The organism is Trinickia sp., from assembly GCF_035492435.1.
In the GTDB taxonomy this organism is placed as follows: Bacteria; Pseudomonadota; Gammaproteobacteria; order Burkholderiales; family Burkholderiaceae; genus Trinickia.
Genome location: NZ_DATJJF010000012.1, coordinates 68,648 through 83,248, shown reverse-complemented (window position 1 = coordinate 83,248; position 14,601 = coordinate 68,648). Strand labels below are relative to the sequence as shown.

Annotated in this window: 12 protein-coding genes and 1 pseudogene; 2 read left to right on the top strand and 11 right to left on the bottom strand. The window is 61.8% G+C overall.

Translation table 11 applies throughout. The features are described 5' to 3' along the window. Positions 1–192: 192 nt before the first annotated feature. Positions 193–735 carry a DUF6013 family protein gene (locus VL598_RS01125; RefSeq protein WP_325324851.1) on the bottom strand — a complete coding sequence of 181 codons (543 nt, stop codon included), beginning with the start codon at positions 733–735 and terminating at the stop codon, positions 193–195. 320 nt (positions 736–1,055) lie between these two features. On the opposite strand from VL598_RS01125, the gene serB reads away from it, so the two are divergent. Further along, a complete protein-coding gene (gene serB, locus VL598_RS01120) occupies positions 1,056–1,895 on the top strand; it encodes a phosphoserine phosphatase SerB (protein WP_325324850.1) in 840 nt (279 codons plus the stop codon). A 75-nt stretch (positions 1,896–1,970) separates the two neighbouring features. Here the strand turns inward: serB and VL598_RS01115 are convergent, their stop codons facing one another. The 10 genes and pseudogenes from VL598_RS01115 to VL598_RS01070 form a co-directional block, all read right to left on the bottom strand. Continuing rightward, positions 1,971–3,158 (bottom strand): cystathionine beta-lyase, encoded by a 1,188-nt coding sequence (locus VL598_RS01115; RefSeq protein WP_325324849.1) that lies wholly within the window; start codon positions 3,156–3,158, stop codon positions 1,971–1,973. Positions 3,159–3,255: 97 nt separating this feature from the next. Then, a complete protein-coding gene (gene bktB, locus VL598_RS01110) occupies positions 3,256–4,440 on the bottom strand; it encodes a beta-ketothiolase BktB (protein WP_325324848.1) in 1,185 nt (394 codons plus the stop codon). Between the two features lie 81 nt (positions 4,441–4,521). Continuing rightward, a complete protein-coding gene (rimO, locus tag VL598_RS01105; RefSeq protein WP_325324847.1) occupies positions 4,522–5,913 on the bottom strand; it encodes a 30S ribosomal protein S12 methylthiotransferase RimO in 1,392 nt (463 codons plus the stop codon). Positions 5,914–6,093: 180 nt separating this feature from the next. Beyond that, positions 6,094–6,180: pseudogene (locus VL598_RS01100) on the bottom strand (transcriptional regulator); the annotation flags it as partial. A gap of 106 nt (positions 6,181–6,286) precedes the next feature. Beyond that, a complete protein-coding gene (gene phaR / locus VL598_RS01095) occupies positions 6,287–6,856 on the bottom strand; it encodes a polyhydroxyalkanoate synthesis repressor PhaR (RefSeq protein ID WP_325324846.1) in 570 nt (189 codons plus the stop codon). Between the two features lie 150 nt (positions 6,857–7,006). Beyond that, on the bottom strand, positions 7,007–7,747 hold the full coding sequence (locus VL598_RS01090; protein WP_325324845.1) for a 3-ketoacyl-ACP reductase: 741 nt from the start codon (positions 7,745–7,747) through the stop codon (positions 7,007–7,009). Between the two features lie 94 nt (positions 7,748–7,841). After that, entirely contained in the window at positions 7,842–9,023 is a 1,182-nt protein-coding gene (locus tag VL598_RS01085; RefSeq protein ID WP_325324844.1) for an acetyl-CoA C-acetyltransferase, read from the bottom strand. Between the two features lie 137 nt (positions 9,024–9,160). Then, a complete protein-coding gene (gene phaC, locus VL598_RS01080; protein ID WP_325324843.1) occupies positions 9,161–11,056 on the bottom strand; it encodes a class I poly(R)-hydroxyalkanoic acid synthase in 1,896 nt (631 codons plus the stop codon). A 362-nt stretch (positions 11,057–11,418) separates the two neighbouring features. Continuing rightward, a complete protein-coding gene (gene pgeF / locus VL598_RS01075) occupies positions 11,419–12,240 on the bottom strand; it encodes a peptidoglycan editing factor PgeF (protein WP_325324842.1) in 822 nt (273 codons plus the stop codon). A 145-nt stretch (positions 12,241–12,385) separates the two neighbouring features. After that, positions 12,386–13,600, bottom strand: a complete 1,215-nt coding sequence (locus VL598_RS01070; protein ID WP_325324841.1) for an RluA family pseudouridine synthase — start codon at positions 13,598–13,600, stop codon at positions 12,386–12,388. Between the two features lie 71 nt (positions 13,601–13,671). On the opposite strand from VL598_RS01070, the gene VL598_RS01065 reads away from it, so the two are divergent. Then, entirely contained in the window at positions 13,672–14,532 is an 861-nt protein-coding gene (locus VL598_RS01065) for an outer membrane protein assembly factor BamD (RefSeq protein WP_325324858.1), read from the top strand. The last annotated feature ends 69 nt before the right edge of the window (positions 14,533–14,601 follow it).

Below are 14,601 nucleotides of genomic sequence, written 5' to 3'. Positions count from 1 at the left end.
GGCGCCTTTTCAGCGCGGATCATCGGTTTCTCGCCTCGCAGCTTCTCGAGCGCCGTGGGGCTCGCTGACAGCGAGCCTTATTTGGCAAAAGCAAAAGGCCCGCATGCCGCACAGCAAAACCGCGCGACGACAACCGAGTTGATCCGAGCTGATCCGAACTGATCGCACCAGCGACGACCGGCACCTCACAGTTCAACGCTTAGCCGATACCGTCACCCGGCTTCCGTCGTTGAGCGCAATGGTTTTCTGCGTACCGTCAGTCGGCATCGTAAATCGAACCACTTGACCCAGCGTTTTCGCGCGCGGGCATTGCAGCGTCTTTCCACCGGTATTGATCGTCGTCTTGCCCGTGGGCGCGCTCGCCTGGACACTCATCTGAACCGTTGCCGTACCGTTGTCGGCGACGATCGGGGCAAGGCGGACGCGCAATTGACGGACAGCGGCGCCATTCGCATCGAGCGCCAGCGTCTCATGGCCCGGGCACGGCTCGGCGACCGGCACGGGGCCGCCAGGGGGCGTCGTCTTCCAAGTGAAGTCGTCCGTCTGCCCCGAGCTGATCGTACGCGTTTCTTCCACATCGCCAAACGACTTCGACGCCACTCTGACGGTGTACTCGATGGGCCCATGGGTGGGCGTTCTCGGCGTAACCGTAATGGGTGGAGCGGCATAGACAGGTGCAAGGAGCGTCGCCGCCCCCCAAGCCAGAACGGCAAACGTTGTGCGGCAAACACTCATGCTGTCACCTCCTTTCGGATGGACGAAGCGGTGCGCCGCAAGCCGCACGCGCACGCTCCGTGACCAGTGGACCGACGTGCGTTGCAAGTCTAACGCCATTTTCGGCAAGCGGCGTGCCGCCAACGATAAGGGCTTTCCTGACTCGCAGGCGAGGACTCCTGTGTCCGACAGCGCCGGCAATCTGCCTGAACGATGCCCGTTTCGGGCCATGCGTAACCGCTACAATAGGCGTATTGTTCGACGCAGCGCGACGTGGTGCGACAACGCGCACCAACAGCGACTCGCCCTCGATTCCCCTTCCCGCATTCCCAGCATCGCCGATGAACCTCGTCATTCAGAGCCCCGAGCCATTAGGGGCTGCACACGTCAAACCGCTCATCGCACTTGCGCGCGGCTCGCAGGCGCAACCCATCGACCCCTATGCGGTTCGCATTCTTGATGCCAATCCGGCTCAGCGCGGCGATGTGGAGGCTTACTGCGCCACACACGCACTCGACTGCGCCTTCGTGCGCCCTCGCCTCGCGTTGAGCGATTTCGGGCTTGTCGCGATGGACATGGATTCGACGCTCATCACCATCGAATGCATCGACGAAATCGCCGATTTTTGCGGGCTCAAGGCCGAGGTCTCGGCGATCACGGAAGCCGCGATGCGCGGCGAGATCAAGAATTTCGATGAAAGTCTGATCGCGCGCGTTGCACTGCTCAAGGGACTCGATGCGGACGCGCTCGAGCACGTGTATATCGAGCGGTTACGCCTTTCCCCCGGTGCCGAAGCCATGCTCGGCGCAGCGCAGCGCGCAGGGCTGCGTACACTGCTGGTTTCCGGCGGCTTCACGTTTTTCACCGACCGCCTGAAGGCGCGTCTCGGCCTCGATTTCACGAACGCCAATACGTTGGAAATCGTCGACGGCAAGTTGACGGGTAAGGTGGTGGGCGAGATCGTCAACGCGAGTGTCAAGGCGCGAACGCTGCGAGAAACGTGCGAGCATCTGGGCATCCCGACCTCGCGAGCCATTGCCCTCGGCGACGGGTCCAACGATCTCGAAATGATGGGCGAAGCCGGCCTTTCCGTCGCGTTTCGCGCGAAGCCCGTCGTGCGGGCCGCCGCCGACGTGGCGCTCAATCACGTCGGACTCGACGGCCTGCTACGGCTGTTCTAACCATCTTGGTACCTGAGCTGTTCGCTCCGTCTGCACCATCCCATCTAGAGGGGTAGCCCAGACGGGCCATTCAGCTCACGCGAGCGCAGCCGCCAAGCTGCGCTCGATATCCGCTCGCAAATCGGCCTCCTCTTCGAGACCGGCATAGAACCTGACCAGCGTGCCGCGATGCGTCCAACCCGACGCCGCGCGCATCGACGCCACGTCGTACGGCATGGCGAGGCTGTTCGCGCCGCCCCAACTCCAGCCGATCGCGAAGAGTTCTAGCGCCTCGACGAAAGCGTCAATCTGTGCAGGGCTGTAGCGCTCGTCGAAGATCACGGAAAAGAGGCCGCCCGCTCCCGTAAAATCGCGCATAAACAGTGAGTGCCCAGGACAATCGGGCAGTGCCGGATGCAACACCGCCGCGATCTCCGGACGCGTTTTCAGCCAGCGTGCCAAGCCGAGCGCGGTGCGATCGTGCGCCTCGAAGCGTGCCTTCATACTCGGCAAGCTGCGCAGCACGAGCGAGCAATCATCGGAAGAAACACCAATTCCAAGATGCATGCGGGCGCGTTTGAGCTTCAGATGCAGCTCATGGTCGACGGTAATGGTTGCGCCCATCAGCACGTCGCTGCCGCCCGACTGGTACTTGGTGAGTGCCTGCACCGAAATGTCGACGCCGAGCTCGAGAGGACGAAATGCCAGCCCAGCAGAGTAAGTATTGTCGATTGCCGTCACGACATCGCGTGCACGGGCCGCTTCGACGATGGCGCGCACATCAGGCACCTCCATCGTCACCGAGCCGGGCGCCTCGATCCAGATGAGACGCGTATTCGGCCGGATGAGTTCGGCAATGCCGGCCCCGATGAGCGGATCGTAATAGCGAACGGACACACCAAAATCGCGTGCGAGCCACTCTCCATGGTCGCGGTTCGGCGAGTAGACGTTATCGGGAATCAGGACGTCGTCGCCCGATTTGACGATCCCGAAATACACGTTGGAAATCGCGGCAAGACCGGACGGCTGCAGCAATGCATGCTTGCCTCCTTCGATTGCCGCGATGCGCTGGGCGAGCGCCGCCGAGGTGGGCGTCGCGTGTAGACCGTAGCGCCATTGGGAATCGTCGCGCCAATCGGCGGCGCGCACCGTCGCGAGGTCAGGGAAGATCACCGTCGAAGCGCGCATCACGGGCGTGGCGAACGAGGCGAAGCCTGGCTTCAATTCGGTTTCGGCGTGGACGATGCGCGTTTGAAGCGCACGGGACGAACGAGAATCGGTCATAAAAAGTCGGCTGACGGAACACGTTAAAAATTTGAATCAGCACTTGCGGGAACGGCAGTAACGCGTAACGCGAACTGCCGCAACCGCAAACACCCGCTTACATTCGCTCAAAAATTACGCTGATGCCTTGCCCCCCGCCGATGCACATCGTCACGAGCGCGTAGCGTCCGTTGCGCCGTTGCAGCTCGTAAAGCGCCTTCACGGCGATGATCGCACCCGTCGCGCCGATCGGATGCCCCAGCCCAATGCCGGAGCCGTTCGGGTTGACGTTGACAGGATTGAGGCCGAGCTCCTCTGTCACCGCGCAGGCTTGCGCCGCGAACGCTTCATTCGCTTCGATCACGTCGAGCTCGTCCACCGAAAGTCCGGCACGCTCAAGCGCCTGCCGCGTGGCCGGCACGGGGCCCATGCCCATGTAGGCCGGATCGACGCCCGCATGCCCGTACGCCACGATGCGCGCGAGCGGCTGCAGGCCTCGCGCCGCAGCGACGCCGCGCTCCATCAGCACCAGCGCCGCGGCGCCGTCGTTGATGCCTGAGGCATTACCTGCCGTGACCGTGCCGCCCTCCTTTTGGTAGACGGGCTTGAGCCGCGCGAGATCCTCCAGTGACGCTTCATGCCGTACATGCTCGTCGGTATCGAAAACCACCTCGCCGTGTTTCGATTGAACCGGAAGCGGCAGGATTTGATCCTTGAAATAGCCTTGCCTGATCGCCCGCGAAGCCCGCCGGTGCGACTCAAGTGCGAGCGCATCCTGGGCCTCACGCGTAATGCCGTAGCGGCGCGCGACGTTTTCGGCGGTGACGCCCATGTGAAATGACTCGAACGGGTCGTGCAACGCGCCGAGCATCATGTCGACGAAACGCGCATCGCCCATGCGCTGGCCGAAACGCGCGGCGGGCGCTATATACGGCGCGCGGCTCATGCTTTCCGCGCCGCCGGCTATCGCAATTTCGGCATCGCCGAGCACGATACTCTGCGCAGCGGAAACGATCGCCTGCAGGCCGGAGCCGCATAGACGGTTGACCGTCATCGCCGGCGCATGTTGCGCCACACCGGCATTGAGCGCGGCCACGCGCGCCAGATACATGTCCTTCGGCTCAGTCTGAATGACGTTGCCGAACACCACATGGCCGACTTCGCCGCCGCTTGTGCTCGCGCGGGCGAGCGCCTCGCGCACCACGTGCGCACCGAGTTCGGTCGGAGCGAAGTCTTTGAGACTGCCGCCGAAGCCGCCGATCGCGGTACGCACGCCGCTTACCACCACCACTTCCCGTTGCATTGCCGTCTCCCGAATTGAGGTTACCGATGAGATTGCAAACCGGTCGCACCGGCTCGAACGAGACGCGAAGTGCGTGGGGCGTCAGACTTCTCCCCACAAATCGTGACCGTCCGCGCCGGTGATTCTGACTGAAACGAAATCGCCGACCTTGTAGCGCTTGGAGGACTTCGTTGGCGGCGCGACATAAACTACGCCGTCGATCTCCGGCGCATCGGAGGCTGTGCGGCCGATGCCGCCATCGCCGTTGACTTCGTCGATGAGCACCTTGAGTGTCTTGCCGACCTTGCGCGCCATGCGTTTGGCCGACACTTCCTCTGCAACTTCCATGAAACGCGCGCGACGCGCTTCGCGGACTTCGTCGGGCAACGCTCCGTCTAGTTCGTTCGCGCTCGCTCCCTCGACAGGAGAGTACGCGAAGCAGCCCACGCGATCGAGTTCGGCAGCCCGAATGAAATCGAGGAGAGTCTCGAATTCCTCTTCGGTTTCGCCGGGAAAGCCTGCGATGAATGTGCTGCGGATCGTGAGATCGGGGCACATGCGGCGCCAGTTGGCGACGCGCTCGAGCGTGCGCTCCGCATTGGCCGGACGCTTCATGCGCTTGAGCACTTCGGGGTGAGCATGCTGGAACGGCACGTCGAGGTAAGGCAGCACGTGTCCCTTCAACGGGCCCTCGGCCATCATCGGAATGATCTCGTCGACATGCGGATACGGGTAGACGTAGTGGAGCCGCACCCAGGCGCCGTACTGCGCGGCCAACTCACCCAACGCGGCGACGAGCTCGGTCATGCGCGTCTTTAGCGGCCGCCCATTCCAAAAGCCCGTGCGGTATTTGACATCGCTGCCGTACGCACTCGTGTCCTGGGAGATGACAAGCAGCTCTTTCACGCCGGACTTGAAAAGATTTTCGGCCTCGAGCATCACTTCGGCAACGGGCCGGGAAACCAGGTCGCCGCGCATCGACGGAATGATGCAAAACGAGCAGCGGTGATTGCAGCCTTCCGAAATTTTCAGATAGGCATAGTGACGGGGCGTGAGCTTGACGCCCGCTGCCGGAACAAGGTCGACGAACGGATCGTGAGGCTTCGGCAAATGGCTGTGTACCGCCTGCATCACTTCGCCGAGCGCATGTGGACCGGTCACGGCCAACACTTTCGGATGCACTTCCTCGATGAGACCCGCCCCGCTTGCACTTTTCTTCGCGCCGAGGCAACCGGTCACGATCACCTTGCCGTTTTCCGTCAACGCCTCACCGATCGCGTCGAGGCTCTCCTGCACGGCTTCGTCAATGAAACCGCACGTGTTGACCACAACGAGATCCGCACCGTCATAAGTGCCTGAGATTTCATAACCTTCGGCGCGCAACTGCGTAATGATCTGCTCAGAGTCGACGAGCGCTTTCGGGCAGCCGAGGCTTACGAACCCCACACGCGGCGCGGATTGACTGGGAGACGTTGATTCTGCGGGATTCTTCACAAGGACATCCGGAAATAAGGCGACCACGCCGGGCGGCGTGGTCGGTCGACAAACCGGAATTTTACCTGACAGATGCAGATGCGCGGCGCGCGTCCGCTGGCGAGGCGCCCCCAGTCGCCGTCGTACGCGCGTCGGGGATACACGGCCTGCCGCACAAGCCCCGCACGACAGTGCGGATTAGCGCTCGATCAAGATCGCCAGAATGTCCAGTCGATCGCCGTCAGCCGTGCCTGGCGCCGGATCGGCGTCAACGAGCGCAGACACCATCTTCAGGGCAGCCTTGTAGTCTGCCTCGGTTCGGATCGGTGAATGTCCATACTCGAGACCTCGTCGATGGCGGCGCAAAGCATTCCGGTAATTGTCCGACCGCCCCCTACTTCTTCTCAGGCTCAGTCCCGGAGTTCGGCCGATTGAACTGAAACGAGCTAAACATCGTCTTGGCCTGGCTCTGCATCTGCTCCTGCAACTGCACGAACATGTTTTTCGACTGCTCGATGTAGCTCGTCATCATGCCTTGCATCATCGGCGCCTGCATGTTCATGAACTGCGACCAGACCTCGGGATTCAGCGCGTTGCCCTCGTACAGGTTTTTAGACTGTTCAGTGAGCTTGTTCTGGATATCGATGAACGCCTGGATGTTCTTCTCGAGGTAGGCGCCCATCATTCCCTGCATCGCATGTCCGTAGAAACGGATAATTTGCGAGAGCATCGAAGAGGAGAACATCGGCACGCCACCGCTTTCCTCTTCGAGAATGATCTGCAGCAAGATGCTGCGCGTCAGGTCTTCGTTCGTTTTTGCATCGATGACCTTGAACTCTTCCTGCTCGAGCACCAGTTGCTTGACATCGCTCAATGTGATGTAGGTGCTCGTCTCGGTATCGTATAGCCGACGGTTCGGATATTTTTTGATGAATCGCTCGGCTGTTTTCCGTGTAGTCGACATGTAAGCCTTCTCGTATCTCAACTCAATGTAGCGTAGCAACGGCATCCTTCGGATCCACCGTTACCACGGCAGACGGGATCGCTGAACCAATCCCTATCCCCCATACGCGATGATACCGGCCGCCGCCAAAGTGCGGCCGTCTCGCGCGCATCAGCCCATATGCAGACCACCGTTCAACGAGAAATCCGCGCCCGTTGCAAAGCCTGATTCGTCCGAAGCCAACCATGCCACGATCGACGCAATCTCCTCGGGCGTGCCAAGCCGGCGCACAGGGATCGTCGCAATGATCTTTTCAAGAACGTCGGCACGGATGGATTTGACCATATCGGTACCGATATAGCCCGGTGAAACCGTATTGACGGTGACGCCCTTCGTTGCAACTTCCTGCGCCAGCGCCATCGTAAAGCCGTGAATACCGGCTTTGGCGGTCGAATAGTTCGTCTGCCCGAACTGCCCTTTCTGCCCGTTGACCGACGAGATGTTGACGATGCGCCCCCAACCACGCTCGACCATCCCATCGATCACTTGCTTCGTGACGTTAAAGAGGCTCGTCAAGTTGGTATCGATGACGGCCGTCCAATCCTCATGCGTCATCTTGCGAAACACGACGTCTCGCGTAATGCCGGCATTATTGACGAGCACGTCGATCTCGCCGACTTCGGATTTGACTTTGTCGAATGCCGTCTTCGTCGAATCCCAATCGCCAACATTGCCCTCCGAGGCGACGAAATCGTAACCGAGTGCCTGTTGCTGCTCGAGCCATGTGGCGCGGCGCGGCGAATTTGGCCCACAGCCCGCAATCACCCTGAAGCCCTGCTTGTAAAGGCGCTGGCAGATGGCCGTGCCGATGCCACCCATGCCCCCCGTTACGTACGCGACACGCTGAATCATGAATCACGCTCCCAATTCTTTTCGGGGGCGCTGCCCGCGCCCCTCCTCGTGTTCACTGCCCGGCCGAAGCTGCTCGGTCGTAGCGCACGTGCTATCAGACCCGCTCGACGGCCAGTGCGACGCCCATCCCGCCCCCAATGCAAAGCGATGCCAGACCACGCTTCGCATCGCGCTTTTGCATCTCATGCAGCAGGGTGACAAGGATACGGCAGCCCGAGGCCCCGATGGGATGGCCGATCGCAATCGCACCGCCGTTCACGTTCACTTTAGACGTGTCCCAGCCCATTTGCTTATGGACCGCGAGCGCCTGAGCCGCGAACGCCTCGTTGATTTCCAACAGATCGAGATCGCCAACGGACCAACCGGCGCGCTCGAGACAGCGCTTCGAAGCCGGCACCGGCCCCATGCCCATCACTTTGGGATCGACACCAGCGTTCGCATACGCCTTGATTCGCGCAATCGGGGTAAGGCCAAGCGCCTCGGCTTTTTTCGCTGACATGACAAGCACCGCAGCGGCACCGTCGTTGATACCCGAAGCGTTGCCAGCCGTCACGCTGCCGTCCTTTGCGAACGCCGGCTTCAAGCTCCCGAGCGCATCGGCCGTCACGCCATGGCGCACGAACTCGTCCGTCGCAAAACGCAGCGGCTCGCCCTTCCTTTGCGGTATCTCGACAGGCACGATCTCGTCGTCGAATCGGCCCGATTTCTGGGCCGCCTCGGCCTTATTCTGCGAAAGCGCGGAGAATTGATCCTGTTCCTCGCGGGTAATGCCGTACTCCTTGGCAACGTTCTCGGCCGTGACGCCCATGTGGTACTGGTTGTAGACGTCCCAGAGGCCGTCGTGAATCATCGTGTCCACGAGCTTCACATCGCCCATACGGAAACCGTCGCGCGAGCCGGGCAGAACGTGTGGCGCCGCGCTCATGTTCTCCTGTCCGCCCGCGACGATGATTTCGGCGTCGCCGGCAATGACGGCGTTGGCGGCAAGCATGACGGCCTTCAGGCCCGATCCGCACACCTTGTTGATCGTCATCCCCGGAATCGCGCTCGGCAGCCCCGACTTGATGAGCGCCTGACGCGCAGGGTTCTGGCCGGACCCGGCCGTGAGCACCTGTCCCATGATGACTTCGCTAACCTGATCCGGCGTGACACCCGCGCGCTCGAGAACGGCCCGGATCACCGTGGCGCCGAGATCGGGCGCGGCAATCTTCGCGAGTGAGCCGCCAAACTTGCCAACTGCCGTACGGACAGCGGAAACGATCACTACGTCTGTCATTTGGAACTCCTCGAAGCGATGCGGCTCTGTGGCGCGCAACGCATTAAAGTTAAAAAGCTATCCCGTATCCCATCATCCTGATTGCACTGTTTCCCATTCACTCTGCGACTTCGCCTAACTGCGCACTTCGAACCGGCTCAGTCGCGCTCCAACACGTAACGCCCGGGTGCCGGCTCGATGGCGCGATACTCAGCCGAGCCGAGCTGCGCACGAGCCTTCACTTTCCGGCCGCCGTACTGGTCGAGCCAAGCCAACCACTCCGGCCACCAGCTTCCGGACTTCTCGACGGCAGCACTCAGCCACTCGTCCGGATCCGCCGGTAGCTTGCTGTCCTCTCCTTCATGCAGCCAATAGCTGCGCTTTTTCTTCGCGGGGGGATTGATTACGCCAGCGATGTGCCCCGATGCGCCCAGCACAAACCGTTGAGGGCCCGCCAGCAACGGTGCCGACGCGTATGCCGTACGCCACGGCACGATATGGTCTTCGCGCGAGCCATAGATGAACGTCGGCACGTCGATGCGCGACAAATCGAGCGGCTGCCCGCAGACGGTCAGTGCCCCAGGCTCACGCAAGCGATTCTCGAGATAGGCATTGCGCAAATACCAGACAAACATCGGGCCCGGCAGATTCGTCGAGTCGCTGTTCCAATAAAGGAGGTCGAACGCGACCGGCGTTCTGCCCTTCAAGTAGTTGTCGACAACGTAGTTCCAGACGAGGTCGTTCGGCCGCAGGAACGAAAATGCGTTAGCAAACTCGACGCCGCGCATCAGGCCCGGCGGGTTTCCATTTGTGCCGCCGATCGCCTGCTCACGCATGCGCACGTGCGCGTCGTCAACGAACACGTCGATGATCCCAGTGTCGCAGAAGTCGAGCATCGCGGTGAGGAGCGTCATCGAGGCCGCCGGCTGCTCGCCGCGCGCAGCCAGCAGGGCCAGGGCCGACGCGATCATCGTTCCGCCAATGCAAAAGCCGAACGCGTTGATCTGCTTGCGCCCGCTTATCTTTTTGACGACATCGATCGCGGCGATCACCCCCTGTTCGATATAGTCGTCCCAGGTTTTACCGGCCAGCGAGGCGTCCGGATTGCGCCACGAAACCATGTAGACCTGATGGCCTTGATCGAGGGCATGCGCGACGAGCGAGCTCTCGGGCTGCAAATCGAGGATATAGAACTTGTTGATGCAAGGCGGCACCATGAGCAGCGGGCGCTCAAAAACGCTCTCCGTGCGCGGCTTGTACTGAATCAGCTGAATCAGGTCGTTTTCGAAGACGACAGCGCCTTCTGTCGAAGCGATATTCTTGCCGACCACAAAGCCCGACTCATCGCTTTGCGAAATCTTCCCACGCCGCAAATCAGCGAGCAGATTCAGCATGCCCTGACGCATGCTTTCGCCTTGGCTCTCAAGCAGCGTCTTCTGCGCTTCCGGATTCAGCGCGAAAAAATTGCTCGGCGAGGCGGCCGCCGTCCATTGTTCAACCGCGAAGCGAATGCGCTCGCGCATTTTCGGCTCCGCATCGACGGCGTCGGCGAGCGCCTGCAAGTAGCGCGTGTTGAGGAGGTACCAGGCGGCCACATAGCCGAACGCGGGCGATGTTTTCCAAGCATCGGACGAAAATCGCCGATCCCCCAGCTCAGGGGTGGATGCCACTCCAGCACTCGCTTGGTTCATCAATTCGAGGCACTCGCGCGAGTAGTCGGCTTGCAGCTGTTGCAGACGCTCGGGCTGCAGCGAGACGATTGACGGCAACGGCATTTGCATGTCGGCCCAGCCCGGCGATCCAGCCGACATGGGCGGTATCGGCGGAACGGTGAACGGGTATGCGAACGGCGCAGCCGTTCCATTCGTTGCCGACGGCCCCGAGCCGAGCCCTGCATAGGGCGCGAACATATGACTCGTATACGATTGCCACGCATTCATCCAGGCGTCGAACATGCTTTGCGGCTGCGCGGCATTGCCGGCTTCGGCTTGCTGCTCGGGGCCGAAGGGAGTATCGGAGTGTGAGGAAGTCGTTGGACGTTTCGATGCAGTCATACCCGCTCGTGACCTTTAAGCTTCGGAAGACTGATTGATGGGCGGGTTCGCAGCGCATCGGGGCGAACCCTCGGAAACCTCGATGCGCTCACCCGTTGCAAAGCATTCTTGCTCCGCAGCGCGAAGCATGTCAATGCCAGACTCCGATTTTGCCGCACTGCGGTAATATTTTTATTATCGTTTTCCCGATATCAATCAGACTTCATCTCTGGCAGGCGAGGACAAAGATGGTAAAGGCTTCGCCCGACATCAGACGAATCAGGGTCGACGCATGCAGACTGGCTCGAATTGGCCGCTCGATGCCTCAAATCGGGTCGTTCTTTGTGCAGCGCATTGCACGCGCGTAGTCTGTGCGGTACCCCTCACTGGGCGAGCCAGACCATAGCGGCCATCCGACCTGTCGTACCGTCGCGGCGGTACGAATAGAAACGCTCGCGCTCTGTCACCGTGCAGACGTCGCCGCCCGTCACCCGTACCACGCCGTGCCGCGCAAGGCGTAGACGCGCCAGCGCATAGAGGTCGGCCCAATACTTGCCTCGCACTTCTGCGTGGGGCGTGAACGCACCCGACGTCGACTGTTTCTCGTTGCCCGGCGCTTGCGCCATGAAGGTCTCGCGGACGTCCTCGCCCACCTCGAACGCACGCGGGCCTATGGCTGGCCCCAAATAGGCATGCAGCGCCCCGATGGAGGTACCGGCACGCGCCGCCACTTGTGCCGCGGTCTTCTCGATGACGCCGGCCGCCAGCCCACGCCAGCCCGCATGCGCGGCCCCCACCGCGCGCCCCGCCTCGTCGGCGAAAAGCACCGGCATGCAATCCGCCACCATGACGATGCAGGCAACGCCCGGCGACGCGCTCACACTCGCGTCGGCGCGCAAAGGCGCCGTTTGTGCCAGCGCCTCTTCGGCACGCACAATTCGGTCGCCGTGAACCTGCTCGAGCCACGCCGCCCGGACGCCCGCGAGCTTGAGCAGGCGCGTTCGGTTCTCCTCGACCCGAACCGCCTCGTCGCCCGTATGCAGGCCCAGATTGAGGCCACCCGGCTGCGGCACGCCGTCACTCAACCGACCGTAGGGTGGCTCGCTCACTCCGCCGGCGCGCGTCGTCACCAGCGCGTGCACGCGCGGCGATACGCTCCACGCGGGTCGCAAACAGTCAGCCATCGTCAACTCGGGGTAATCCATACCATCATTCCTCGTCTGCGCTTCCTGTTCTTGGCGCTCACTCTTGCAGTAGCGTTTTTTCAATCGCTGGTGGGCCGCTTTCGGCATGGAGCTTCCTGTTAGCCCCGTTGCGATCAGTTCGGACCCGGTCTGCTGGCTTTTCGGATTATTCGATATCCTCGTCATCGATATCGGCGAGATCATCATCTTCCATGCCCGCGTCGATGAACTCACTCTCGATGCCGTCATCGTCTTCATCGAGTGGCGCGTCGTCGCCGAAGCCTAGCGCCGCAATGAGCGCAGCCATATCGTCGGGCAGATCCGCGGACCACTGCATCGCGCGCTGCGTCTCCGGATGAACGAGGCCGAGACGCCATGCGTGCAATGCCTGCCGCTCAAATCCGCCCGGTAGCGGCGTGCTTGAGCGTCGACCACGCAATCGACCGTAGAGGGGGTCCCCCAGCAGCGGGTGTCCGGTGTGCGCGCAGTGCACGCGGATCTGGTGCGTGCGCCCTGTTTCAAGATCGCAGTGGACCGCGCAAACAGGCTGTTGCTGCCACACCGTCCTGTCGACCGTGCGAACATGCGTGCGTGCCGGCTTGCCGGACGCACCGGCGACCACCGCCATGCGTGTGCGTTCGCGGGGATCGCGTCCGATCGGCGCGTCGATGGTTCCTTCGTCCGGCATTTCTCCCCAGACAAGCGCCAGGTAGCGGCGCTTGACCGTACGCGCCTGCAACTGGCGTACAAGATCGGTCTGGGCCTCGAGCGTGCGCGCAACGACCATGAGCCCTGAAGTGTCCTTGTCGAGCCGGTGGACGATGCCTGCGCGCGGCAAACCGGCCGCGGCGGCGCCGTACCGATGGAGCAGGCCGTTCAAAATCGTCCCGCTCCAATTGCCGGCAGCCGGGTGCACGACGAGCCCGGCCGGCTTGTTGAGCACCACCAGCGTGGCGTCCTCGTAGACGACATCGAGTTCGACCGGCTCTGGCGTAAATGCGAGCGCCTCAGGCAGCAAATCGGGGACGAGCTCGATGCGCGCCGAGAGCGGTACCGGCTGACGCACCTTCGCGGGCGTTCCGTTCACATGCACGCGCCCGGCTTCGATCCAGCTTTGCAGGCGGCTGCGCGAAAACTCGGGAAACACTTTGGCCAGCACCTTGTCCAGCCGTTCCCCGGCCAACGCGTCGGGCACTTCGGCCACGCGGGGCGCTTCGCCCCCTCTTTGCTGCAACGGCGGCGCGCGCTCGTCGGCACGGTCGTTATGCTGCTCATTGGACGATGCCCCCGCATGCGCGTCGGAGCCCGCGGCGCTTCGGATATAATCGGCGCTTCGATCTTTGGGGCCGAATGCGGCACCTGAGGAACTTTTGCGGGTCATTAAAACTGGGTCACTGAGTGAGACTGATAGCTAGGAAGCATGGAGAAATGCGGCAAGCCTCGAACACCCTGATGCGCTCGGCTTTTCGTGCAGCCACTTGCGCACTCGTACGTGCAGTAAAGCATGCGGCCCGGCCTGCCACGGCGATCCTTTCGCTCGCTGCCGTCGCGTCGCTGGTAACGGCATGTCATGGCCTTCCGCAAAAGACAGACGAGACAGCGGCATGGCCGAACCAGAAATTATACTCGGAGGCGCAAGACGCGCTGAACAGCAAAGACTGGTCCAAGTGCGCCAAGTACTTCGAATCCCTGCAGGGCCGGGACCCCTTCGGCCATTTTGCGCAACAGGCACAGATCAACGTCGCTTACTGCAACTGGAAGGATGGCGAGACCACTGCGGCCAACGACGCGATCGACCGGTTCATCAAGCTTCATCCGGATCACCCTGAAATCCCGTATGCGTACTATCTGAAGGGGATGATTCATTTCAACGACGACTTGGGTCTTTTCGGTCGCTTTTCCGGCCAGGATATGAGCGAGCGCGACCCCAAATCGCTGCGCGACTCCTATGATGCCTTCAAGGTCGTCGTCAACAAGTACCCGGACAGCAAGTACTCACCCGATGCGGCCGCGCGCATGCGTTACATCGTGAACGCGCTAGCCTCATACGAAGTGCATGCGGCCGATTACTACTATCGTCGCGGCGCGTATGTCGCCTCGATCAACCGCGCACAGCTCGCGATCACGCAGTACAAGAACGCACCCGCGATCGAGGATGCGCTGCACCTGATGATCCTTTCGTATACGAAGCTCAACGAGCCGCAGCTTGCAGATGACACGCGCCGCGTCCTTGCGGCGACGTTTCCGGACAGCCCTTACGTCACCGGGCAACCGCGTGTTACCCAGAAGAAAAAGGCGTGGTGGATGTTTTGACGTTTTGATGTCGGCCGTTGCGCCGACATGACCAACCCGCCCGGACACATCGCCGGGCTGGGTTGGCCG

Coding starts and splice junctions, on each gene's coding strand:
- VL598_RS01125 (WP_325324851.1), bottom strand. CDS start 735: ATGAGTGTTTGCCGCACAACGTTTGCCGTTCTGGCTTGGGGGGCGGCG.
- serB (WP_325324850.1), top strand. CDS start 1,056: ATGAACCTCGTCATTCAGAGCCCCGAGCCATTAGGGGCTGCACACGTC.
- VL598_RS01115 (WP_325324849.1), bottom strand. CDS start 3,158: ATGACCGATTCTCGTTCGTCCCGTGCGCTTCAAACGCGCATCGTCCAC.
- bktB (WP_325324848.1), bottom strand. CDS start 4,440: ATGCAACGGGAAGTGGTGGTGGTAAGCGGCGTGCGTACCGCGATCGGC.
- phaR (WP_325324846.1), bottom strand. CDS start 6,856: ATGTCGACTACACGGAAAACAGCCGAGCGATTCATCAAAAAATATCCG.
- VL598_RS01090 (WP_325324845.1), bottom strand. CDS start 7,747: ATGATTCAGCGTGTCGCGTACGTAACGGGGGGCATGGGTGGCATCGGC.
- VL598_RS01085 (WP_325324844.1), bottom strand. CDS start 9,023: ATGACAGACGTAGTGATCGTTTCCGCTGTCCGTACGGCAGTTGGCAAG.
- phaC (WP_325324843.1), bottom strand. CDS start 11,056: ATGACTGCATCGAAACGTCCAACGACTTCCTCACACTCCGATACTCCC.
- pgeF (WP_325324842.1), bottom strand. CDS start 12,240: ATGGATTACCCCGAGTTGACGATGGCTGACTGTTTGCGACCCGCGTGG.
- VL598_RS01070 (WP_325324841.1), bottom strand. CDS start 13,600: ATGACCCGCAAAAGTTCCTCAGGTGCCGCATTCGGCCCCAAAGATCGA.
- VL598_RS01065 (WP_325324858.1), top strand. CDS start 13,672: ATGCGCTCGGCTTTTCGTGCAGCCACTTGCGCACTCGTACGTGCAGTA.